The organism is Vibrio sp. 10N.247.311.47, from assembly GCF_041467535.1.
GTDB lineage: Bacteria > Pseudomonadota > Gammaproteobacteria > Enterobacterales > Vibrionaceae > Vibrio > Vibrio crassostreae_C.
The window spans coordinates 95,117-117,215 of record NZ_JBFSUR010000001.1 but is presented as its reverse complement, the minus strand read 5'-3'; the positions used below and the strand labels follow the sequence as shown (position 1 = coordinate 117,215).

Below are 22,099 nucleotides of genomic sequence, written 5' to 3'. Positions count from 1 at the left end.
ATTGGTATCAACCCTGATTCCCAGAGAGAACCTTTATGTCGGCAAAAGAGAGAAACCTTCCCACACATCGAATTTCTAGATTCAGTAAGTTCGCTTCGTTGGCGACAAGAGTCGCGGGTAACGTGCTAACGGAAGGCACCAAACAAATTGCACAAGGCAACAGGCCCAAAGCAAAAGACTTACTGTTAACGCCACAAAACATTGCTCGCCTGACCGATCAACTCGCACACCTGCGCGGTGCGGCTATGAAGTTAGGACAGATGCTATCAATGGATGCGGGTGATGTCTTAGAACCAGAGTTAGCCGACATTCTCTCTCGCCTGCGCTCCGATGCCGATCCACTGCCAACAAAACAGCTCAATCAAGTGTTAGAAAGCTCGCTCGGGAACCATTGGAAAACCGAATTCCTGTCCTTCAATTTTAAACCGATCGCCAGTGCATCTATCGGACAAGTTCACCAAGCCTATAGTGATGCTGGGGACAAACTCGCAGTCAAAGTCCAATACCCCGGCATTAGAAAAAGTATCGACAGTGATGTAGATAACGTGGGCACGCTGCTCAATATTGTTGGCTTGATACCAAAGTCGGTCGACTACAAAGGCTTGTTAGAAGAGGCAAAGAAACAGCTCCACGATGAAGCAGACTATGCTCGCGAAGCTGATTACGCAACTCGTTACCATGATGCATTGAAAGAATACTCTCACTTAGTCGTACCTAAGATTCATCCGCAAGTCTCTTCAGAATCGGTGCTCGCCATGGACTTCATCGAAGGCGTCTCGATAGAGCAAATCGAAAGTTACGACCAAAGCACACGTGACTTTGTAATGCACAGCTTACTGGAGCTTCTGTTCAGAGAGTTGTTCGATTTTAAGATGGTGCAAACCGATCCCAATTTCGCCAACTACCTTTATGTTGAAAACACCCGACAAATTGGCTTATTAGATTTCGGAGCAACCCGTGAGTACAGTGACCGCTTCAGCGAGGGTTATCGCTTGGCCTTTTCCTCTGTCATTAACAACGATGAGCAAGTGCTCAACCGAGCTTTAGAGCAAATAGGATTCTTTAGCGAGACAATTCTTCCCGAACAACGCCAAGCGATTCTAAATCTAGTGAAGATGGCCTGTGAGCCGATGTTAGTTGACGAAGAGTACGACTTCAAAGCCAGTGGATTGGCACAAAGGCTTCGTGAAGCAGGCACCATTTTGAGCATGGAACAAGAGTATTGGCATACGCCGCCCGCCGATGCGCTGTTCCTGCACCGAAAAATTGGTGGCATGTATCTATTAGCGGCTCGCCTTGGTGCAAAAGTGAATATCAGTCGCTTGGTCGCTCCATATCTTATCTCAGAGAGCAAAAGCACAACTAAAAGCGCGAGTTAATGAGACAGTAAATAATACGCAAAGTGATCATTTCATCGTGCTCAAGAGTAATAACCATTACGCCAACTAAAATGAGCCAACCCTATGAAATGTTCACTACTTTGCTCAACCGCACTGATTACAAGCCTCACGAGTTCCATCGCCTTTGCAGCGAGCTGTCCCGAAATACTTAATGGCAAACAGCGCTTGTTAAACTCAACCGAAGAAATCGCCTTGTGCGATGAGTTTCAAGGCAAAACTCTATTGGTGGTAAATACAGCGAGCCAATGTGGCTTCACTCCGCAGTTTGAGCAACTCGAGCAACTTCATCAAACCTACAAAGACCAAGGCTTCACGGTTATCGGTTTCCCAAGTAATGATTTTCGCCAAGACAAGGGAAGCGAAGAGAAGACGGCAAAGGTTTGTTACCTAGACTATGGCGTGACCTTCCCAATGATGGCGCGAGCTTCACTGTCTGGTAGCAACGCCAACCCCGTGTTTACAGAGATACAACAGCAAGCGGGCGTAACGCCTAAATGGAACTTTTACAAATTCTTGATCAGTAAAGAAGGTAAAGTCGTCGCCACCTTCCCTAGCTCCACATCTCCAGTGAGTGCCACGCTCAAAAACGCGATTGAGCAGCAGTTATGAAGGCGGATTACATGGCAACAACTCAAACCCGTAACACCATGGCCAAACTGGGGTACATGGGGTTAATTCCGTTTTTATTCGGTCTTCTCCTTTCGCTCACCGACAGCCAATTTATGGGGATAAGCGGTGAAACGCTGTTCATCACCTACAGCGTGGCAATTTTGAGTTTTCTTTCAGGGATCTTGTGGGCAAATGGCATCGAAAACTTTGAAAGCCAATCAAGTAACAAAGCACTGCTAATAAGCAACGCGATTGTGCTCATCGCTTGGCTGGCAGTATTGCTTGGCGAACAAAAAGAGCTAGTGACAACTCTGATTTTCATCTTTGGTTATATTGCGGTTTGGCGAGCTGAAAGGACGATGAGAGAAGAGAACCAGAGCCAAGGTCCTGATGGCTACTTTGATATGAGGACTCGGCTGACCTCTAGTGTCGTGTTAATGCACGGTATCGTGATGCTAACCTAGCGCTACGAGATTGTCTTTGAAGTGTGAGCCTTTGATTTAGTTAAGCGCCTTTGTTAAAAACCGTTAGCAACAATCTAGATGATGAGCTTCATCACTAACCTCGGCTCATCATCACCAAAGTAGTTGTCTTCTTGCTTGATGGTAACGAACCCCATCGATGCATAAAGCGCACGAGCCGATGTGTTATTTGGGTCTACAGTGAGCAAAAGCCTAGCATCTCGAGGCAACTGCTCAACCGCCTGTTGCATCAGTTTCCGGCCAACTCCCATGCCACGATAATTCTGGTCTACAGCCAATGATAGGACCCAAAACTCATTCTGCTTGTCTGTGGTTGTCGTTAAGGCATAGCCAGCAATCTTTGAGTCTTGCTTAGCAACCAATAAACCTTTGCCCCAGCAATCAAAGGCCTGACGAAAGAAAAACAGCGGATAGGCGTGAGCGCCAAACAAAGCATGTTCAAGCTGGTAGATATCAGCCAGTTCTTGTTTTTCCGCACAAACAACATTCATAGATAGACCTCATTTAAACCGAACCTCAAGTTTAAACATGCAAACTCAAAGGTGCTATTAACAATATATCAACAGCCTAAAGGCTTACGAACTACCTTAACGAAGATGCCACTTAACTAACGCCTGAGGAGTAGATTAGGTTACTTATGTTTTACTGTCGAATAACCAACAAATTTGCGCCAGATAACGCAAGAAAAACCGAGCACGCTTTGTTGAAACGTTTTGCCATTTGTGGCTTAGAGAACCAGTTTCTGAGGTATAAGCCAAATGCCGCGTAGATCGATATCGCGAGCATTTCTAACACTAGAAAGGTGCTACCTAAAACAAAGAATTGAGTATTTACGTTCGCTGAAACATCGACAAATTGAGGAAGGAATGCAGTGAAAATGAGTATCGCTTTTGGATTGCCAGCAGCGAGTGCAAATTCTTGTTTAAACAGACCAAACCAATTCTTATTTCGTTCGATATCCACGACCGGACTGGCGTGTGAGCGCCATAGGTTGAACGCGATCCACAACAGATACATCGCGCCAAATAGTTTGATCAGGAAAAACAGCGTTTCAGAAGTATAAAGCACAACCGCTAAGCCAGATGCAGCCAAAGCAATCATGCCAGAAAAAGCGAGGATTCTTCCTAGGCCTGCGACAAAGGCGGCCTGAAATCCGTAACAACGGGCGTTGTTCATTGATAACAAATTGTTTGGGCCCGGAGTCATGTTGAGCGCAAAACAAGCGGGGATAAACAGCAGTAACTTCCAGATTTCCATTGGTGCTTCCTAATTGCCAAATGCCGTGATTATAAAATCCTTAAACAAGGTCTTATCGTTTATAACAGCATTTCATATCTTTTGTAACTGCATAAAAAATAAGCACCAAATCTATACAGTAAATTTTCAATCAGTTCTCAAAAAACTGTTCGTACTCGGGTGTCGCTAGATTTTCGGCGACACCAATCTCACCGACGAAATAGATAGCGCTCGCAATTGTATCTATCGTTGGGTTTGATTCTCGCTCTGGGAAGTCGCCAACAGCAGGAACAGATTTTGGCGCAGACACCGAACTACAAACAAGGCTATTACATACCCTGTTTTGATTTTCTAAGGAGATAGCTTCAGGAACGTCAAAGTGCTGAGTGAGTACGTCGTGGTTAGACAATTCAGACGAAGCGTACGATAAGGTTGAGAATAGAGCTGAGAGCACAATCCACTTGTTCATGTATCTTTCCATTGATGGCATTCATTGAATTTATAAATACTATCGAATCTCACACATTATGAACAGTGTTTTATTTTAATTTGCGTGAGACTGCTTACCCAGCATCAACTTGTCGAGCAGAGCTTGCGGGACAACGATCACTGAGTATTTAACAAAGGCCACCAGCGCGATTACACCAACAGCCGATCCAAGAATAAAGTCATGGACATCAACCAACACCAATCCCAGAAGTTGATCACTCGCTATCGCTACTAATGCGATGCTAACTGCGGTTACCCACTTGCTGTGTTCATAAGGTAATTGTTCCATCGCTTGGCTTACAACATACAGAAGCATGAGCCGCACAACATAAGTTGCACAAAGAACCGCGACAACACCCCACACGCCATAAATAGGCGTCACTGTGAAATAACCAATGGCCGCCAAGACCGCACATCCACCTTGAATCCACATTTGAGATTGACTCGAATCGCCACTGAAACAACCAAGGTTAAGATAATCACCTGCATTTTTGATAACGCTAATCGCAAGCAGCGCAACAACAATGGCCCCCGCGTAATGATAACTGCTCGGTAAAATGAGAGAAATAAATCCGGGTACCGTTAGAATCATCAACGAACCTAAAACAATGGCGAGGTTCACTCCGACTAACGCCCTATCGGCACACATCTTACTGCCACCCGGCTGTTGAAGCATCGCCACACGGTTTGGAAACCACCAAAGCGCGTAAGGCTGCAACAACAGACCAAGAATCAACGCGAACTTTCCGCTAACCGCATAAATCGCGAGTTCTTCGACACCGACGAAGCTTGCCATTACCCAGCGGTCGAGCCCCATGATCATATACATTGATGCACCGCCAACCAGAACGGGCAGTCCGAATTTTAAGATCTTCGCCGAGTATTTGAAGCAACCAAAAGATCCCATCTCTTGCCATTGATAACGCACTAAACAAACCATTAGCAACACACTGGATACCGCAGCTGAAATCAACACGCCATCTATACCGTATCCAGCCTCAAGCAAAACAAAAGTCATGATGGCTTGAACACCGGCTTTCAACACATTGAGCATGCAAAAACGTTTCGCCATCGCGTTCATACGCATCAGCGTTAGCGGGATAGAAATCGCCCCATCGAGCATGGTAGGAATAAGCAGAAGCAGTATCTGGTAAGGCTGGAATTCAACTGGCAACATTAAGATTAACAACGGCATACTGAGGGCAATCAAGGCGCCCCCAAGCACGCACACCAGCACGCTCAATGTGAAGCAGTTCGAGACGAGCTTTTGCTTTTCATCACCTTCGGCGACACCCACATAACGATACATGGCATCGACAATACCGAAGCTGAACAATATCGTCCCAATGTCTGCCAGCAAGACAATGGCTTCTAAGGAACCATACTCTGCCAACGTCATATTGTGCGTAATGTACGGGATCATCACCAATGAAATCCCTTTCATCATTAATATACCGATGGCGTAGTAAGCCGACTGCTTTAAAGAACCCATAGTCGTCACCTTTTCCTTATCAAGCTGGCTTTAGGAAACTTTTACAGTCTCCAATTAGGTGTCGCAATGTGCGTTTTTGAGGTGACATGACCAAAGAACGGAAACTGTAGGCAATAGCCTGTCTATTCTGTTGTAAACCTCGATAATAGTCAGCATAACCTTCCAGTATTCTCGCCTTTGCGATTTTGAAGCTAGAAGTGGGTAGATTCCATCGTTGACTGTCATTTTGGTAATGTTGAAGAATAGTCTCTATAGACTGCAAATTTCTCAATTTAAGACTTTCAGTTTGGGTAACAGAGCTCGCTCTCATCAAGTAGCCAACCTGCACCGAGTTCAACACACCGATCTGATGGTTTTCACTCATTCGAAGCCACAGTTCCCAATCTTCCCCATACTTGATGTCAGCATTGAAACTGTCTGTTTGAGAAAACACATCCGCTTTCACCATGACCGTTGATGTTCCAATCACGTTATTTTCTATGATGAACTCCAACGGGTTCTCGATATTGATGAACAGCTCATCTTGATCTTGAAACTGCGACCAGTAACTAAAGCAGTCGACTATTACTTGGTAATCTTCAGTAAGATGCTCGTAGTTAGTAAAGCTCATCGCGAGATCAGGGTAACGTTGATGAAATTCGAGTTGGCGCTCAATTTTTTCAGGAAACCAGAAATCGTCTGCGTCTAAAAAAGCGATGTATTCACCGGTCGCCTTTTCAATCCCTAGGTTTCTCGCTTGAGGCGCACCAACACCCAATGTGGACAACGTAATAATGCGTTCATCGTCTATAGAAGCAAGATACGTCGACGTTCCATCGTTACTGTTATCGTCAATGACAATCAGCTCAACATCTTGATGAGTCTGCTTTAGTACACTACCAATCGCTTTCGGCAGGTAATCCAAACAATTGTAGGTAGGAATAACAACACTTACTTTAGCCATAATGACGCCCTCAGATTTATACGTTATATGGCTGACGTTGCATGTTCTATGCCGAGAGTGTCTTACTACAAAATCACCTCTATATCAGTCACCTACGCGTCCATTCTCAAAATGACGACCAAACACAGATGTTCAAAAAAACTGCAACTCCAATTTGATTATCAATTTGAGAAAACGAGCCACCTCTTAAGGGGTAACCTTCGAAAAGCAATCAGAAAGCCCTCCAAAGCTACGATTCGATCTTGGTTCGTATCTTGCTTTATTGGTTATTACCTTGGCTTGATAGCTTTAGTCATATGGATTTGAGGAGTAAGGAATGAAGAAAGTAGCATTTGTGGCGCCAACCTACCCAGTACTCAGTGAGACCTTCATTCAAACAGAAGTCGACTCTGTGAAAGCGTGTGGGCACGATGTTTGTGTAATGACGTTCAAAATTGAAAACAGCGAAAAACAGTTCGACTACGACATTGTCGAAATAGGTAAAAATGTTCGGATGGGTAAAGTCGCCAGCATTAACTGGATAGGGTTCATCAAGGCTGTCTCATTTATTTCTAAGCAAACCAGTATGCCCAAAAAGTCACTGTTCGCTTATGGTTTTAAATTAGCGCTACAACTTGCGGAAAGCGACGTCGAACACGTTCATGCGCATTTTTGTCAGCACACTACAGCACACGCCATCGTCGCGGCAAAACTGCTGAATATCACCTGTTCGTTCGTTGCTCATGGTCATGATGTTTACGAGTTCGCTTATGACATTGAACATAAAATCTCATCGAGTGATTTTGTGGTTGCAGTGTGTAAAGACATGCTCGCTGACTTCAATACCATGGCGAAAGGAAACATTAAGCTCCTGCACTGCGGAGTGAATACTAAACAATTCCAACTCAACCCAAAAATCGAAACGAAGCAACTTCGCTTTATTTTCCTTGGCCGATTAGTGGAGCAAAAAGGTATCCACCATCTTATTGATGCATTGGCGCCGATTGCCGAACCTCTCGACATTCATCTCGATATCATCGGTACTGGCGATTTAGAGCAACAATTAAAGTTACAGGTCAAAGAGCAAGGGCTCACTCGAAACGTGACCTTTCTTGGCGCTAAGCCTCATGAATGGGTGAAAGAGAAACTATCGAATTATGACAGCCTAATCGCGCCCTTCTGTTTTTCCGAAACCGGATGTGTGGATACAGGGCCTCTGGTTTTAAAAGAAGCGATGGCTGTGGGAACGCCAGTCATTACCACCAACATCATGGGATGCAAAGAGATCGTCTCACCAGAGACAGGTTTTGTGGTTAACGAAAAAAACGTGGAAGAATTAAGAGAAGCGATTGAGCGTTTCGCGCAGCTAAGCAGTAACGATAAAACATCGATGAGTTTAAAGGCGCGTGAGAGAGTGAAAGACAGTTTTAACTCGATCAAACAAGCTCAGCAATTATCTCGTTGGATAGAGAACCCAGCTCCATAAGAAAACGGAGCACCACAAAAACAAAAGAGCGCTACATCCATTTGAAATGTAACGCTCGTCTAGCACTGCCTAATGATGGCGACTTATGCTTTCAGTGACTTTCAGTAGCTTTTCATTGAGAAGCCTAACTAGCCTGCTCGCAGTGCCAAAATAGACTCAATATCTTCGATGTCACGATATTGAGCGAGTTGTTGCTCTTTCGATGAAATAGCCACAATCGACATTCTATCGGCCAGTTCGTTACCTTCAATACCAACGTGACCGTTCACATGGTAGATGGTAATTTTTGAAGCCAGTTCTTGGTAGAGCGCATACGCAGGCTTAATAATATCGAGGTTTTTGATCTCGCCGCCCGACTTAGTCCAGCCCTTTTTCTCCCAACCCGTTGCCCACTTAGTAATACAATCTATCGAGTACTTAGAGTCACAATAGATCGCTACAGACAGACCCGCGTTTAGCTTCTCTTTTGCGAGCAAAAACGCCTGTTTAAGGCCATGCAACTCAGCGGTATTATTGGTACCAACAGGTTGATACAAGCCATACCACAATTCGGTTAATTGGTTGTTTTGGTATACCGCTAACCCCGTCCCTGCTTCACCAGGGTTTGGTTCACACGCACCATCGGTAAAGATCTTTATATCAAAAGGCATATCTGTGATTTGCTGCTCCGAAAGAGGCGGCACCTTAGCTTTCGTCGCCTTACCCGCAGAGTTTGGCTTTGTCGCTGTAGAACCTGACGCAGACGACGTTTTACCACCGAAAGCAGACTCAGCCTCGCCTAGTGTTGGGAACGATTTATATCTCGCACCAGCAAAGCCATCGACTTGAGACTTACAGTCATTCCAAGTGGTAAAAATACCCGGTGTACGACCTTTCCAAACCACATAATATTTCTTAGCCAAACTAACTCCTTACCAAAACCTAAACACACAAACAGTGAATCAGTACATTAGATGCCACCACGCTATACGTTGCAAGGTCTATCACTCTAAAACAGGTCTAAAAAAGCTGCGTTCATAACTCACGATGCAATCAACTTCGTCTGCAAATTCAAACGCTTTAATACACTCGGCATCGTTCAACGATTTAATCCGATACTCTTCATAGGCAGCCAAACTTTCAAAGGTAAACAGCGCCAAGGCAATATTGTTCGCCCCTTCCGACGGTAAAAAATAACCATTGTGTTGGCCCCCGAATTTAGCGACCAGAGGAATCCACATTTTTGCGTATGCCTCAAACTCATTTACCTTTTTAGGATCAATCACATATCGAACATAACAAGTAATCATATTTATACAGCCCTTAAATAATAGGAGAAACACAAAGCCTAAGTTGACATTGAAGTTGAAGCTCACGAGAAAAGGTAATCAACCGCGACAAGGTTATAGAACAAAAACACCGCCATGCTAACGCCGATCGTTAGTAGCACATTGCCTGTTTTCCAAATCAACAAGCCAGTCACCACCGCGCCTATCAAGTATGGGTTTTCAAGGCTTGGCCAAAATGTTTGTTCAGGAGCAAATACAATTAGCCCCCAAATCGCAGTCAGCACCGCTGGGCTTGAATAGCGCAATAGGCGCCTTGCGGTTTGATTGAGTCGAAGCGGGATTGCAGGCTCAAGAAACAGATACCGACTAAAGAAAACAATCGCAGTCATGAGGAATATCGTTAACCAAATCATCTCTATTTACCCTCCGCGATTGGCTTATTGCTATTGTTTCGTTCTTGAAATGACTCGCTGAAAAAGCCCGCTAACATGCCAGCAATCGCTGCAATCATCAGCCCGCCTTCAACATTGTTGACCGACATCGCGACCGAGGTGACCAATGAAACAACCACACACACCACGACGGGTAGAGTTCGGATTAATGGAAAAACCAACGCGATAAACGTTGCGGCTACCGCGAAGTCGAGACCGATTTCATTGAGTGACGGGATTTGGCTTCCCGCGACAATGCCAACAAAGCTCGCGATATTCCAAACAAGGTAAAAACCTCCACCTACACCCGCGGCATACCAACGATTAAACTCTTGCTGAGACTGCCCACTACAAATCGCAAACAGCTCGTCGGTGAGCCAAAATCCGAGTAATAGGCGCCAACGCGCAGGAAGATGACTGATTTTGTCTCGCATCGATACGCTATACAGAAAGTGCCTTGAGGTGATGAACAGTGTGGTCAACAACATGGTCCCTAAACCAATACCCGCTTTGAACATACCCGCTGCGACAAGTTGCGCTGAGCCAGCAAATAAAATAGCCGACATCGCTTGCGCTTGAAGTTGATTCAATCCGGCATCTATCGCATATGAACCGGCTAGAATTCCCCAAGGGATTACCGCAATACTCAAAGGCATTCCCGCTAAAACGCCTTTCCATAACTGTGTTCGTCTATCCATTCTTTCACTATCCATATAGTTCTTTTCTCTTTTCACATTAGCTATTCAATGTAAGAGGAGTTGAGTCGGTTCGATTGTACAAACTTGCTCGATTTCGCGAACGAATTAGAGCATTTTAATGTATTGCCCCGGCGTGTAGCCATTGGCCTTTTTGAAGTGTCGATGAAAATGGCTTTGATCATGAAAGCCACACTCTTGCGCTGTATCAGAAATGGTATGTCCTTGTTTCAATAACTTACGCGAAAGCCTTAACCGAGATTGGATTTGATACGCATGTGGCGGAAGACCAAACTCTTTTTGAAAAGAACGCACTAAGTGAAACGGGCTCAATGCCGCCAGTTTAGAGAGTTCTTCTAGAGACACATCGGCTTGTGGAAAGTCATCTAAGAACTCTTTCACTAAGACAAGCTGGCGCTGAGTTTTCCCATCGAGTTGAGGGTTAAGCGGCGATTTTCCGTGTCGGCTAATCAGTTTAACCAACATTCCGTACATCAAGGTTTCTCTTAACAAGCGATTGTCAGATTCATCAATCGTGTTAAAGACTAATCTCAATTGATTGGCGAGTTCAGGATCTTCAACAACCGCTCTTGGGAAATAAGGCGCGCCGTAATTCGGTAGGTTAAGCTCTTGAGTGATCTTGGCAAGTTGCTCTGGGAGTGGATACATGGCTCGATACGCCCAACCGCCTTCAGTGGCAGAGTGACCGCTATGAACTTCGTCGGCATTGACCAGAATAATCGCATCTTGTGGTGCTATATGATGCCCGCCCGTTCGATAGAAACGCTGAGCGCCCTGCTCGATGACTCCCAGCGTATAGCCCTCGTGGCTGTGGCGCGAGAAGTTCTGCTTTTCGTATTCAGCATTAAGAATTTCAAGGCCGCCGAGCTCTTCGGTTATCTTATACTCGGCCTTTTCTTTAGAGCGTTTATTGTTCTCCATAACAATTCCTAAGCCTGTTAATTATCGAGCGACTTATCAGTCTACTCTATAGTCTCTTTCAGCTTTTGTACAAAATTGCGCTTTTGGCGATTAATGCGCTTTTGACCGAGGAATTAAACAACTCAATAACGCGCTCTAATTGCGAGTAAAGTCATGCTGTTTAGGTACTTGGCGAAGAATTGACAAATCAGTAACTTAATCATGCTCATAATCCCCACCAACTATTGGTAACTGTCCAGAGATATTATGAAGAAAGCCTTAGCATTGATCTTTTTCTTAAGCCTTACAGGCTGCACGCACAATCAATCCAAAGCACTAAGCATGAACTCCTCGTCGGTTAATACATACCCACAATCAATGTCGAACCTGCAACTGTGCGACACCTTATATTACGGGCGCTCGAGTAACCAAACATTGGCGGCCATTGGCAGCGAGTTTAATCGAAGAGGATTGTCGAAGAGTTGGTGTGATACTGAAACCAATAAGCTCTATCTAACAAAGACAATTGATTGGGTAGCTGAACAAGTCGAAGACAAAGAAGATTCAGAGGAAGAAGCGTCTGCCGTTGTGTTGCCTGCGAATTAGATTGAGTAATCAGGGCTAACCAGACCATCTTATCTAGCATGCATTAGAAGAGTAATGACAATTGTCATTACTCTTCAATGATCACTTCACTTAGCCGATACCAACCATCAGGCTGTTTCCCTATATTTGCCAAATTCAAAGGTTTACTGTCACGACTTTCACTCACTGCTATTTCGATATAATAACGACCGACATTTAGATCTGTCGGCAATGAGAAGTTCGCAATAGATTTATAATCCCCAGGGAGCCAAGCTTCGCTACTTGTACTATCTTTTGCAAACGAAACCACCTGATCGTTGCTGTTTACTAATCGATAATATGCATAATAAGGTTGGTATGTTGGTGCCACTCCATCGTTAAAAAGATGAGCTTCCAGAGAGAGGTTTTTCCCCATCGACAGGTAAGCTGAATGACGAATCGTATCCACTCGAAAGCGATATCCAATTTTTAGCAACGCATTATCTAACAAATCGCGGTACTGTTCGGGAATTGGCTTCGATTTCAAGTTTAGGCTACTCGCATGCTGATTAATCGCCCAATCTAATGAGGCAGCCACTTGAGCTCTTGTGTAATGTTGTGTGGCTAGCCAACCATGCATGTCACCACAGACTTCAAAACTAACCGGCTGGCGCTGCCAAGCCGTATCAAATATTGGTGTTTGCGAGTTTGCTTGTTGAATTCGATACGGGTAGTCATCGTTCATATGACTCCAAGTAGGGCCAAAATTATGCCAATCGCCCCAGCAATCGGCACGCCAGCCAGCACCTTTTTCTAATGCGTATGCGAAAGAATCCCCCCCGTTGATAAGCATTAATTTTGCAGTATTTGGGAATGCTGAAAAGTGCAGATCAACGAACTTATTTAACTGATGTTCTGAATACCTACTAAATAGTGGTTCAAGCTCTGGAAAGTTGCTGTTATGCCACTCTCCCCAAGAACCCACCATACCTATGTCAATCTGAGCAAGCCGCGAGTCATTATCGTAACGTTGCCCGAAAGCACTAAGTAATTTTTCTACATAGTATAAATAAGTTGGGTCATCGAGATCGGCTACGAAAGTTTTTCCATTTTCAACCCACTGCCCTTCGATACCTTTATCGATGAGCCATTGTGGAATTTTTGTTCCTGAGAATGGTTCATCAAGTGTCATAAAACGCAAAGCTACTCGCTTTGATTGCTTGGCATTCTGTTCAAGCAAGTCATCAATGAGAGAAAAGTTGTATTCACCTTCGCTTGGCTCAAGTTCACTCCAATAATACCGGTAGTATCCCATTCCCGAGACAGGATATTGCTCAAGAGTTAATACGGTACCCCACCCGTCGTGAAACGTTTCAACCCCCATACCTGGATTAGAGATAGGCGTATTGAGTGCCGTGATTGACGTCACTTTATCCCCTACTTCGTCAGCATAGGCGTATGAGGTAACAAAGCATGCTAACGATAATAGGTATAGCCATGAGCACTGCCAGTTAATGACTTTTTTCACTTGTTTATTTCCTATCATTTATCACTCAAGTTCAACCCTTATAGTGATTGAAACCAGTCCCATATACCTAGTGAAAAGCTCTCGAACAGATCGATACCCAGTGCAGACTTTAACAAATACAATGCCAGTAGAGCGAGCATCCCCCCCGCAAGGACAAAGGTAGTTAGCAATACCGTTGTAGCATAGACTAACCATTTAGACTCACCTTGACGCTCTGCTGTACGACGATCACGCCCACTCAACAGCACGACATAATAGCGCTTGCCAAACCAAGGAAAGCTTTTACGGATATCAACGGAATGTTTTGCGACTAAGCCAACTTGATTAACTGCTTTTTCAATAGCTTGCCTTTGTTCTTCACTCAAGCTTTGTTGCGTTTCTTGCTGTAAAACTCGGTAAAATTGAGTCACAGCCCGGCTCTTATTAGGCTCATCCGTATCATTGTTTTTATTAAGACGATTAGTCACGCTTGCTTCCCAACATGTTATTGTAAACATTCACCGTTTGATCAGCGATTTTATGCCAGTCATATCGTTCTAAAAAGTGTTGATAGTCTTGTAGAGGCAGCACACTCCTTTTCTTTATTGCCTGTGATAATTCATCTATATTTTTGACTGGGTAATAGCAATCAGATTCAAGTCCAACCGCACTGTTTGGCGCAATATCGCTAACCACCACAGGTAAGGAATATGACATCGCTTCTAGCAGTGCAATAGGCAGCCCTTCATGATAAGAAGGCATTACGAATAACTTAGCTTGAGAAAATACAACTTGTAGTTCCTCCCCTTTGAGAAAACCGGTCAGTATAACGCCTGGGGTGTCCTTCGCTGCTTGTTTTAATGAGCGACTGTATTCACTTTCATGATCGGAATCTCCGATCAGTACGAGCGGCATATCAAGCTTGGATTTTGCGTAGGCTTGGAGAAGATCATGGAAGCCTTTTTCTTCAACAAAACGTCCTACCGCGACAATATATCCTCGCGCACTTAACTGGTAGCGATCTAATATAGATGATACGACATCAACAGGCAGAGACTTAGCCGGGTTAACTCCATTATAAATAAGATGTGCATCATCTCTTTGATAAGATTGCTTAATAAGGTCATTAATCACCTCTGATATGACAATGACTTCATTGGCATATTTAACGGCAAAACTCTCACCGAGCTTCAAAACAATCTTTGCTAGCTTCCCCCATTTCTCACGCTGATAATCTGGACCATGATGGGTGAATACCACTTTCTTTCCAATCAAACGTAACAGTGGCACGACTAACCCAGGGCCGATCGCATGAACATGCACCACATTCGAGCCATCCGTTAAGGTAGAAAATGCCGCAATAGTCGAGTGAACAATAGCTTCTAGCGATGTCTTTTTCGGAGCCCACAGTGCTTTGGTCTCGACCCCCTTATAACTCCTCGCTTTATAAGCGACATAAGGAGAACGAGCGATAACCTCTATCTCAAACCCTTGCTTAACGATAAGAGGGTAAAGGTGCTGACAGTGAGTTTCGACTCCTCCTAATACATCAGGAATACCACGCGTCCCTAGTACGGTTACTTTCATGATTGTTCACCCAATAAATTTTGATACAAATCGACCAACTGCTGATGATGTGCTCTCAATGAATAGCGAGACTCTAAGCGTTGTCTTGCTTGTTCACCATAGTACTTTGTAAGCTCTGGCCGTATCGTAAACTCATCCATCACATTGGCAAGATCATGGGCATTACCCGCTTCAAATAAACGCCCCTCCTTTCCATCTCGAACTTGCTCGGGGATACCTCCAATATTAGCGCCGATAATAGGCTTCCCGTACGACATAGCCTCAAGCACTGACATAGAACAGTTTTCATAGCATTCCGAAGGGACAATAACTGCACTCGCTTGTTTAATGAGTAAATGTAAATCCGGCCCCGTTTTAAAACCTAGCCACTCGACCTTACTCTGTTTCCCTGATAGGGAGTCTGCAAGTGGTCCTGTACCGGCTATTTTTAATGGTATCGATTGGTTAGACAACTCGTATGCCGCTACCATTGTCGCTACGCCTTTTTCCTGACTCAACCGCCCTAAATATAAAAAATATCGATGATCTGCCACGTCTTGCTGATCAACGTTCTCGTTAATGCCATTAACTATGACCTCAATTCTATTATTAGGGAGCTTGCGACGAATGATATTGGCTAAAAACTGGCTAGGTGAAACTATCACATCCAGTGATTGATAATTCTGAGCGAGCGATTGATACAGAGCCTCTACAACAAGTAAGCCACTTTTAAACCATGATCCTTGTTGGCAGCGATATCTTAAAGCGTTAAAAACACTTCCTTGTAAACACGCTTCACAGGTGTGTCCATCACGATACATTGTATAACTAGGACAGGCTATTTTAGTATCATGAGCGGTGAGTACCGTTTTACATCCGGCTTGTTTAGCAACCTTGATAATTGAGGGGGTCAGCTGGTGATAAATGTTGTGAAAGTGAACGATATCGGGTTGCTCGGTAGCAATCAACTCAGAAAGCTTTTCACACGCCTCTATGTTATGCACAAACCGCATTGCCGTTTTCAACGCGCTAAGTAAAGTAGCATTAGCGTGATAATCCACGTTATTGACGAAACTAGCACTGTAATCAGATACCAAGTTGTCATTGTGAGCCATTGAAAAGTCGATAACCGAAAACCCTCGATCCATCAACATTTCTCTTTCTTGAAAAAAGACCGTTTCAGCGCCCCCCTTTAAGAAAAAAAACTTATTCACCACCAATACTTTCATGACACATCTCGCTCTAACACTTTATGTGACGGTGGTTGATTTGGGTCTTTAATGGGCAACAACAAACCATTTACCAATCCGGCTGAAAATACTGTCAAATTAATAATGCTCTGCACACCGTCCTTTATTGAGCGGTTTTTAAACGCCTTCGCAGCAAAGAAAAGCATCAATGGCAACAGGCTAATGGTCAACAACGAAACATTACCCACCAGCAAGGCCAAAATTAACCAAGCAAGATAGCAAGCAAAGATCAGCTCATTACGCACCACACTCACAGCTTTTCGAAAATACGCTTTACCAAACGCGCTCTTTAGCAATTCGCCTGACGCAAACAAATAACCACGATTCCATCGGTAGCGCAGTAACGTTAACGTCGGCATATCATAAGAAGTATGATGGAAAAACGGGGTATCCAAACGATGCAATTTGTAACCAGCATGTTCGAGTCTCATACCAAGCTCGGCCTCTTCATAGGCATGCAATGTGCGATGTGTAAGATAACCGATATCATTGACTGCACTCGCCCGATACAGCCCTCCCCCGGCTAAATGACTACAATCACCAGTAGGGTATATTTTGTGATGCCTTTGTTGGCGAGATTTAAATTCGTAGCTATTCGCTTCATCCATTTCAACCGTCCCCGCCACCGCGGCGTAAGTCGGCTCTTTTTCCAGAAATGCTATCGCCGCATCAATGAATCCGTCTTGTAAACGCATATCACCATCCAATAACAATAGATAGTCACCAGTGCTGTATAAATAGCCAAGTTGATGGCCTACGCCGCAGCAACGATCATTAGCGTTGATTAACGTCACGACTTTAGCGCCATTCTCTAACGCAATTTTTTGCGTATCATCATCAGATAAGCTATCGGCAACAATGACATCATATTGATAATTCTTAAGCTGACTTTGAACGCTTTTAATCGTCGCAGCAATACCACCTTGTTCATTGAGTGTTTTTATAATCACGGTGACTCTAGGTAAAGAACTCATAACCTTGCCCCCGATTGAATAACAGTCTTACGTATGATTAGACTTCCGCCAAGTGAAAAATAGAAAAGGAACTGCAACATAGGCACCAACATTAAAATTTGGCTGTAAGGTAAGCTTAATAAACCTGCAAAACTAAATGCAATAAATGCAGGTTGCCAAGAGAGCAATTGAATGTCTTGCATCGATAACAGCTCACGTTTTAGCACTTCCTTGGGCATTGACACCTTTAGCGCCAATAAAATTGGACATAAAAATAGGACTAACCCAACGACGCCAAATTCCCACAACATCATGCTTAGTGACGTAGAATCTAGAAGGACATTAAATATTTGATTCAAGAAACCTGGAGCTACCGAACTACCGTGGTTGGTTGCATTTAACCCATAACCAAACCACACGTTAGACCATCCATAAAGCTGACTATTATCCAACCAGAAAAATAGCGTGGTCATCCGCCCTAACTCTCCCGTTGGTAAGATGTAATTTGAGTCATATATATACTCTAAAGAATCCCAAAACACCTTTAAAGCACTGTGGTCAGGGTCGGTATCAAAAGCGGTTGCGTAAGAGGCAGCAAGGACAACTATTGCCAATAAAACTAACAACCCCATGGTACAAACCATAAGAAGCACTTTCTTAATATCCTTTTGCCTAACGCCGTAAACATAACTAGGGCACAGCCAAACAAAAATTAAAAGTATAGGAGCAAGCAAAATGACGAACTTAACTTCACCAAGAACACACAAAATAAACGCTGCAACAATATGTAGTATCATGTTAAGCCGACTAACTACACCATGCCTAAATTCAGACAATTTAAGGAGCATGACAAGTAAACAGAATAACCCTAATGCTGCCGTGTTTCCCCCGCCCATAGGGTCACCACCGAAAGTCCCTACCACAGAGTCCCACTTTTCAAATTCACCTTTCAAAGCGACACGTTGTGGGACAACAACTAAAATCTGATACAAGATAACTGGGAATTGTAGATAGAAAATCCAATATAGCATCTGCACCACGCGGTAAAGCTGCGACTCTCGGATAAACCCCAATAGTAAGCATAGAAAAATAAGCGACAATGCAAGTTCGTTCTTCCAACCTACAATGGTCACCGTCAGCCCATTTTGTAGAACTGTCGACGCTAAGATCAACGTATAGGCCCCCACCAACAACAATGTGAGTACTGTTTCTATATTATCTAACTTAACCGCTTCATAATTGGTTTGCATCAATAGCAACAAAACCATCGCAAAGGCAGCAACAAATGGCAGCCAAAGCACTGCGCCGACACCAGTCAGATACTGTACTAGCCCACAAGCAACTAACGTTACAAACGTGTATACCTGCAAAAACAGACCATTATTTATCTTCAAGTAACCTCCATCGTTCGACGAAGTCGCACAGCCGTTTTATTCACTTCAAAATAAATAAACAGGTATCGAATAGAAGACAGTAGGGCGAAGGCAATAACCGAGTATGCATAATCACTTATAAAAAATGGCAGCGCACCAAAAGCCAATACCACCACCATAAGTTGCTCAAGCTGAATGCGAAGGAAATACTTGGGAGAGCCATAAACCAACTCAAGAACGGTCAATGGGCACACCGCTAGCGCCATAAACAAATACGGTAGCATATAGCGAGAAGTTGGCACTGAAGCGACCCATTCAGCGCTAAACCCTAATTGCATCACTATGGGGTAGAAAATGAAAACTCCAAGCACCGCCGTAGTCCCCATAGCAAAGAGTAACCGGCGCACCTTGGAAAATTCAGCGTAATTAAACTGATTGCGTCTAAAGTCGACAGACCAAGTGGAAAAAATAGAGTTTCTTACAGCGTTACCAATGATAACAATAGGCGCTAAGCAAAATCGGCTAACTACGGCGTAATAACCGGCTACAACAGGACTGAACCACACGTTAATAAGGATAACGGGTAAATTATTATTCACCATCGCCAAAATCTCAGCGCTCCCAACTTTGACAATATGATGTTTGTGCTTACGGAAAAACAGTGACAAGGATGAAAGCGAGAATTGCTGTAGATTCATCACGTTTCTTGGTAGAGAGTAACCAATACATAGCAACATACACACTAGCAACGATGCTCCCCAAGCCCAATAGAATGCACTCAAGTCTTCACTGACAGCAATAAGTAACAACACTAACATCGAAATCGATGTTCGCTGTAAAGCTAGTGACTTCATTTTTTGAACTCTCAGCAGTAGATTCTCAGAGATCAAAACCCATGCATGTGCCAACGTTAACATCAGAGTTTGAAGAATGGGACGGTCAAACAAACATGCAATGCCCATAGAATAAATGACCGACGCACAAACACTAAATAACAAGCAAAAAGAGACATTTTGCCCTAGCTCGTTACTCTGTTGTTTTGGCAATAGCAGCTGTGATGCAAACGTACAAACTTGTGCTCCGATTAAGGCAATACTGTACGTTAACGCGTATGAGCCGACTTCCGACATCCCGTACCAATGCGAAATCAACCATATCGAACCAGCCCCAATTAACTGAGACAATATCGATGATGTCGCAATAGTGGAAATGCTTTTAAGCAAGCTCACTAAGAGCCCTCGATATTGAGTAAATCCATACTACCTTGAGCAATAAAACGCAGAGACTCTTCACCCACAACTCGGTCATCACTCACTTGATTGAGTACTCCAAAAGCTCGCTGGTCCAACAACGGCGACAACTTATTTAGTTGATGCTTTATTTCATTCGCCGTATGTTGATCAGATTTGACCACGACAATCAAGCTATCCAAAAAGCGCAATAGGAGCTGTGCATCCTTACTATCATTCAGAGCTGGAAGCTTTATGATGACAGATTCAAAACGCTGACAAAGTGCCAACAATGCAGATTCACATTCTGGGCGAGCAAAAAAAGTTAATGGTGATTCAGCCAGGGTACCAGGGGCGATATAAGACAATCCCTGTGATATTGGCATAATGACTTGCTCAATATCGAGTTGTAGTGCTTCTTGTAATGATGAAGACTTGTTTTCATCACCTATTTGTACCGAACTCAATTGGCTAAACACCAAATGACTAAACCCAGCAATTTCTTCCTGTACGTTAAACTTAGGGGAACTGCAGTGACTGTCCGCAACAATATCTCTTGTAAATTCGCCTTCTCCACGATAATCCAAATCAAGCAGTAAAGTTGGTTTCACTTCACTGACCGCAGCAGCTAATAATAACGCCGTCGTCGTTGCACCTTCTTGTCGGTATGACGATACGACACCGACACACTGACTACTTGGGCGAGCTAAAGATAATGCGGTATAAGCGCCATTTCCGATCTCGTTGGCATATTGGTTGGAACGAATTTGCTTACCTAACATCCATGTCGACATCGGTTCACTTGTAAATGAAGGCATGTCAGTTAGTGGAATTAATCCAAGCTTTGCTTCCAGCTGTGCAAGAGTTGTTATTGTTTGCTTTGTGGCTGCTCGAATAATGACAACCAAAGCACTAACTAGCATTGTCATAATACTTATCATCACGACTAACAATGGCTTGTTGGGTTTCGCTGGACGCTCACTAGCCACCGCGGGATCATAAATTCGTGCATCTTGCTCTCTATACGTCGTATTAAGAGTATGCTCAGTAGTACGCAGATAAAGCTGCTCATACAGCGATTGCTTTTGAGTAAGATCTGCCATCAAGCCATCATAATGATCACGCTTATCTGCAAGTGCAAAGAAGTCTTTTTTATGCAGAGCTAAGAGCGCTTTATAATGATTTTCTTTGATAAGTTCTGCTTGATATTTTTGCTGAAGCCCTAATTTTAGCTCATCAAGCAGGCGTACAGTTTGCTTGTGAATCACCTCAATTTCAGCATTGGCCTCAAGAACTTTAAGGTGTTTAGGTCCATATCGTCGATTAAGATCTGATAATTTCCGTTTTGCTTGTATAAGTGCAATTCTAAGATCTTGTAGCTGAGGGTGGGAGGAGAAGTCAGGCAACGAGGTGAGAGTCCCTGTATCACCTTTCATATATTGGCTCACCAATTCATAATTAGCTTGAGCAGCTAAGCGCCTCTCTTTTGCATCCGCCAATTTATTGGTAATAATCCCAAGTTCTTCTGTTTCAAAACCATCAACACCTCGGAAGGTCAGTAACCCCTCGCTTTGCAAAAATGCGTCTATTTCTTTCTTTTGCTGACTAATTTGTTGTTTGAGTACACCTAGCTGTTGCGTATTCCATCGTTTAGCTTGCTGGGTTTTAGCAATTTTTTGCTCCACCGTATAATCAATAAAAGCTTGTGCCACTGCATTTGCGATTGTTGAAGCTTGTTGTGCGTTCGTAGATTCATAAGACACATAAACTAATTGAGTTAAGCGGACTGAAGTAAATGTTAGGTGTCGCTTCAACTCTTTAACCGCATGGTTAATGCGTAGCTCTCGAGGCAGTGTCCAATCGCCATTGCCAGTTAACGTTGAACCATTAAACTCTTCATTTTGTTGCAGTTCTAACGCTTCAACAGCTTTAACCAACACGACTCTAGATTGCATTAGGTTAAATTGCGTTTCATAGTACTGTGAGCGAGCAGAGTCATAATCTTCGATCGGATCAACCGGAGAGACATTGTCCGATTGCGCTTTAATCAATACTGTCGCAGTCGAGACATACTTAGCCGTCATCGACCAAATCACTGGCAGGCTTAACCCCGTTACAACTACTGTAACCAGCAATAGCTTAAGCCCATGAATTTTCAGAGCAGCCAAAAACGGTGCAAAGTTAACGTTACTTTCTAAAGGTTTACCACGTTCTACCATTACTTTT

Annotated in this window: 23 protein-coding genes; 5 read left to right on the top strand and 18 right to left on the bottom strand. The window is 43.7% G+C overall.

Translation table 11 applies throughout. The features are described 5' to 3' along the window. The first annotated feature begins 35 nt into the window (after positions 1 to 35). The 3 genes from AB6E51_RS00475 (at position 36) to AB6E51_RS00465 (ending at position 2,473) form a co-directional block, all read left to right on the top strand. Complete coding sequence (locus AB6E51_RS00475) at positions 36 to 1,379, top strand: ABC1 kinase family protein (protein ID WP_372058616.1); 1,344 nt, start codon at positions 36 to 38, stop codon at positions 1,377 to 1,379. Between the two features lie 84 nt (positions 1,380 to 1,463). Then, a complete protein-coding gene (locus AB6E51_RS00470; protein WP_017062212.1) occupies positions 1,464 to 2,009 on the top strand; it encodes a glutathione peroxidase in 546 nt (181 codons plus the stop codon). Further along, positions 2,006 to 2,473: a DUF3429 domain-containing protein gene (locus AB6E51_RS00465; RefSeq protein ID WP_372058618.1), complete on the top strand. Its 468-nt coding sequence runs from the start codon at positions 2,006 to 2,008 to the stop codon at positions 2,471 to 2,473. The genes AB6E51_RS00470 and AB6E51_RS00465 overlap by 4 nt, the downstream gene beginning before the upstream one ends. A gap of 74 nt (positions 2,474 to 2,547) precedes the next feature. Here AB6E51_RS00465 and AB6E51_RS00460 read toward each other — a convergent pair whose 3' ends face one another. The 5 genes from AB6E51_RS00460 to AB6E51_RS00440 all read right to left on the bottom strand — a co-directional run bounded on the left by AB6E51_RS00460 (position 2,548) and on the right by AB6E51_RS00440 (position 6,651). Further along, positions 2,548 to 2,982 (bottom strand): N-acetyltransferase, encoded by a 435-nt coding sequence (locus AB6E51_RS00460; RefSeq protein ID WP_017062214.1) that lies wholly within the window; start codon positions 2,980 to 2,982, stop codon positions 2,548 to 2,550. A gap of 151 nt (positions 2,983 to 3,133) precedes the next feature. Next, positions 3,134 to 3,748, bottom strand: a complete 615-nt coding sequence (locus AB6E51_RS00455) for a LysE family translocator (RefSeq protein WP_102320553.1) — start codon at positions 3,746 to 3,748, stop codon at positions 3,134 to 3,136. A gap of 130 nt (positions 3,749 to 3,878) precedes the next feature. Next, positions 3,879 to 4,196: a hypothetical protein gene (locus AB6E51_RS00450; RefSeq protein WP_017070274.1), complete on the bottom strand. Its 318-nt coding sequence runs from the start codon at positions 4,194 to 4,196 to the stop codon at positions 3,879 to 3,881. Between the two features lie 75 nt (positions 4,197 to 4,271). Then, on the bottom strand, positions 4,272 to 5,708 hold the full coding sequence (locus AB6E51_RS00445) for a lipopolysaccharide biosynthesis protein (protein ID WP_017067059.1): 1,437 nt from the start codon (positions 5,706 to 5,708) through the stop codon (positions 4,272 to 4,274). A gap of 19 nt (positions 5,709 to 5,727) precedes the next feature. Next, positions 5,728 to 6,651 (bottom strand): glycosyltransferase, encoded by a 924-nt coding sequence (locus tag AB6E51_RS00440; protein WP_136974210.1) that lies wholly within the window; start codon positions 6,649 to 6,651, stop codon positions 5,728 to 5,730. Between the two features lie 316 nt (positions 6,652 to 6,967). On the opposite strand from AB6E51_RS00440, the gene AB6E51_RS00435 reads away from it, so the two are divergent. Further along, positions 6,968 to 8,116 carry a glycosyltransferase family 4 protein gene (locus AB6E51_RS00435; protein WP_372058619.1) on the top strand — a complete coding sequence of 383 codons (1,149 nt, stop codon included), beginning with the start codon at positions 6,968 to 6,970 and terminating at the stop codon, positions 8,114 to 8,116. Positions 8,117 to 8,244: 128 nt separating this feature from the next. Here the strand turns inward: AB6E51_RS00435 and AB6E51_RS00430 are convergent, their stop codons facing one another. The 5 genes from AB6E51_RS00430 to AB6E51_RS00410 all read right to left on the bottom strand — a co-directional run bounded on the left by AB6E51_RS00430 (position 8,245) and on the right by AB6E51_RS00410 (position 11,452). Next, the gene (locus AB6E51_RS00430; protein ID WP_136974212.1) at positions 8,245 to 9,018 is read right to left on the bottom strand and encodes a viroplasmin family protein; all 774 of its coding nucleotides are present in this window, start codon (positions 9,016 to 9,018) and stop codon (positions 8,245 to 8,247) included. Between the two features lie 81 nt (positions 9,019 to 9,099). Beyond that, positions 9,100 to 9,405 (bottom strand): NIPSNAP family protein, encoded by a 306-nt coding sequence (locus AB6E51_RS00425; protein WP_017070270.1) that lies wholly within the window; start codon positions 9,403 to 9,405, stop codon positions 9,100 to 9,102. 62 nt (positions 9,406 to 9,467) lie between these two features. After that, positions 9,468 to 9,797 (bottom strand): AzlD domain-containing protein, encoded by a 330-nt coding sequence (locus AB6E51_RS00420; protein ID WP_372139802.1) that lies wholly within the window; start codon positions 9,795 to 9,797, stop codon positions 9,468 to 9,470. Between the two features lie 2 nt (positions 9,798 to 9,799). Beyond that, positions 9,800 to 10,528 carry an AzlC family ABC transporter permease gene (locus tag AB6E51_RS00415; RefSeq protein ID WP_372058620.1) on the bottom strand — a complete coding sequence of 243 codons (729 nt, stop codon included), beginning with the start codon at positions 10,526 to 10,528 and terminating at the stop codon, positions 9,800 to 9,802. A 90-nt stretch (positions 10,529 to 10,618) separates the two neighbouring features. Further along, positions 10,619 to 11,452, bottom strand: a complete 834-nt coding sequence (locus AB6E51_RS00410; RefSeq protein ID WP_136979715.1) for an AraC family transcriptional regulator — start codon at positions 11,450 to 11,452, stop codon at positions 10,619 to 10,621. A gap of 246 nt (positions 11,453 to 11,698) precedes the next feature. Between AB6E51_RS00410 and AB6E51_RS00405 the strand changes: the two genes are divergently transcribed. Then, complete coding sequence (locus AB6E51_RS00405) at positions 11,699 to 12,037, top strand: hypothetical protein (protein WP_017631023.1); 339 nt, start codon at positions 11,699 to 11,701, stop codon at positions 12,035 to 12,037. A 67-nt stretch (positions 12,038 to 12,104) separates the two neighbouring features. On the opposite strand, the gene AB6E51_RS00400 is transcribed toward AB6E51_RS00405, so the two are convergent. From AB6E51_RS00400 to AB6E51_RS00365, 8 genes are read right to left on the bottom strand one after another with little or no spacing between them, the layout of a single operon-like run. Beyond that, on the bottom strand, positions 12,105 to 13,523 hold the full coding sequence (locus AB6E51_RS00400) for a DUF4832 domain-containing protein (RefSeq protein WP_372058622.1): 1,419 nt from the start codon (positions 13,521 to 13,523) through the stop codon (positions 12,105 to 12,107). 38 nt (positions 13,524 to 13,561) lie between these two features. Further along, complete coding sequence (locus AB6E51_RS00395; protein WP_170964679.1) at positions 13,562 to 13,933, bottom strand: hypothetical protein; 372 nt, start codon at positions 13,931 to 13,933, stop codon at positions 13,562 to 13,564. A 49-nt stretch (positions 13,934 to 13,982) separates the two neighbouring features. Further along, positions 13,983 to 15,089: a glycosyltransferase family 4 protein gene (locus tag AB6E51_RS00390; RefSeq protein ID WP_372058624.1), complete on the bottom strand. Its 1,107-nt coding sequence runs from the start codon at positions 15,087 to 15,089 to the stop codon at positions 13,983 to 13,985. Next, complete coding sequence (locus AB6E51_RS00385; RefSeq protein ID WP_102333003.1) at positions 15,086 to 16,297, bottom strand: glycosyltransferase family 4 protein; 1,212 nt, start codon at positions 16,295 to 16,297, stop codon at positions 15,086 to 15,088. The genes AB6E51_RS00390 and AB6E51_RS00385 overlap by 4 nt, the downstream gene beginning before the upstream one ends. Beyond that, positions 16,294 to 17,292: a glycosyltransferase family 2 protein gene (locus AB6E51_RS00380; protein WP_372058626.1), complete on the bottom strand. Its 999-nt coding sequence runs from the start codon at positions 17,290 to 17,292 to the stop codon at positions 16,294 to 16,296. The genes AB6E51_RS00385 and AB6E51_RS00380 overlap by 4 nt, the downstream gene beginning before the upstream one ends. Then, on the bottom strand, positions 17,289 to 18,665 hold the full coding sequence (locus AB6E51_RS00375; RefSeq protein ID WP_123283004.1) for a capsular biosynthesis protein: 1,377 nt from the start codon (positions 18,663 to 18,665) through the stop codon (positions 17,289 to 17,291). Before AB6E51_RS00375 ends, AB6E51_RS00380 begins: the two co-directional genes overlap by 4 nt. After that, positions 18,662 to 19,873 carry a lipopolysaccharide biosynthesis protein gene (locus AB6E51_RS00370; RefSeq protein ID WP_123301820.1) on the bottom strand — a complete coding sequence of 404 codons (1,212 nt, stop codon included), beginning with the start codon at positions 19,871 to 19,873 and terminating at the stop codon, positions 18,662 to 18,664. Before AB6E51_RS00370 ends, AB6E51_RS00375 begins: the two co-directional genes overlap by 4 nt. After that, positions 19,873 to 22,092 (bottom strand): exopolysaccharide transport family protein, encoded by a 2,220-nt coding sequence (locus AB6E51_RS00365; RefSeq protein WP_102333007.1) that lies wholly within the window; start codon positions 22,090 to 22,092, stop codon positions 19,873 to 19,875. Before AB6E51_RS00365 ends, AB6E51_RS00370 begins: the two co-directional genes overlap by 1 nt. Positions 22,093 to 22,099 lie beyond the last annotated feature (7 nt).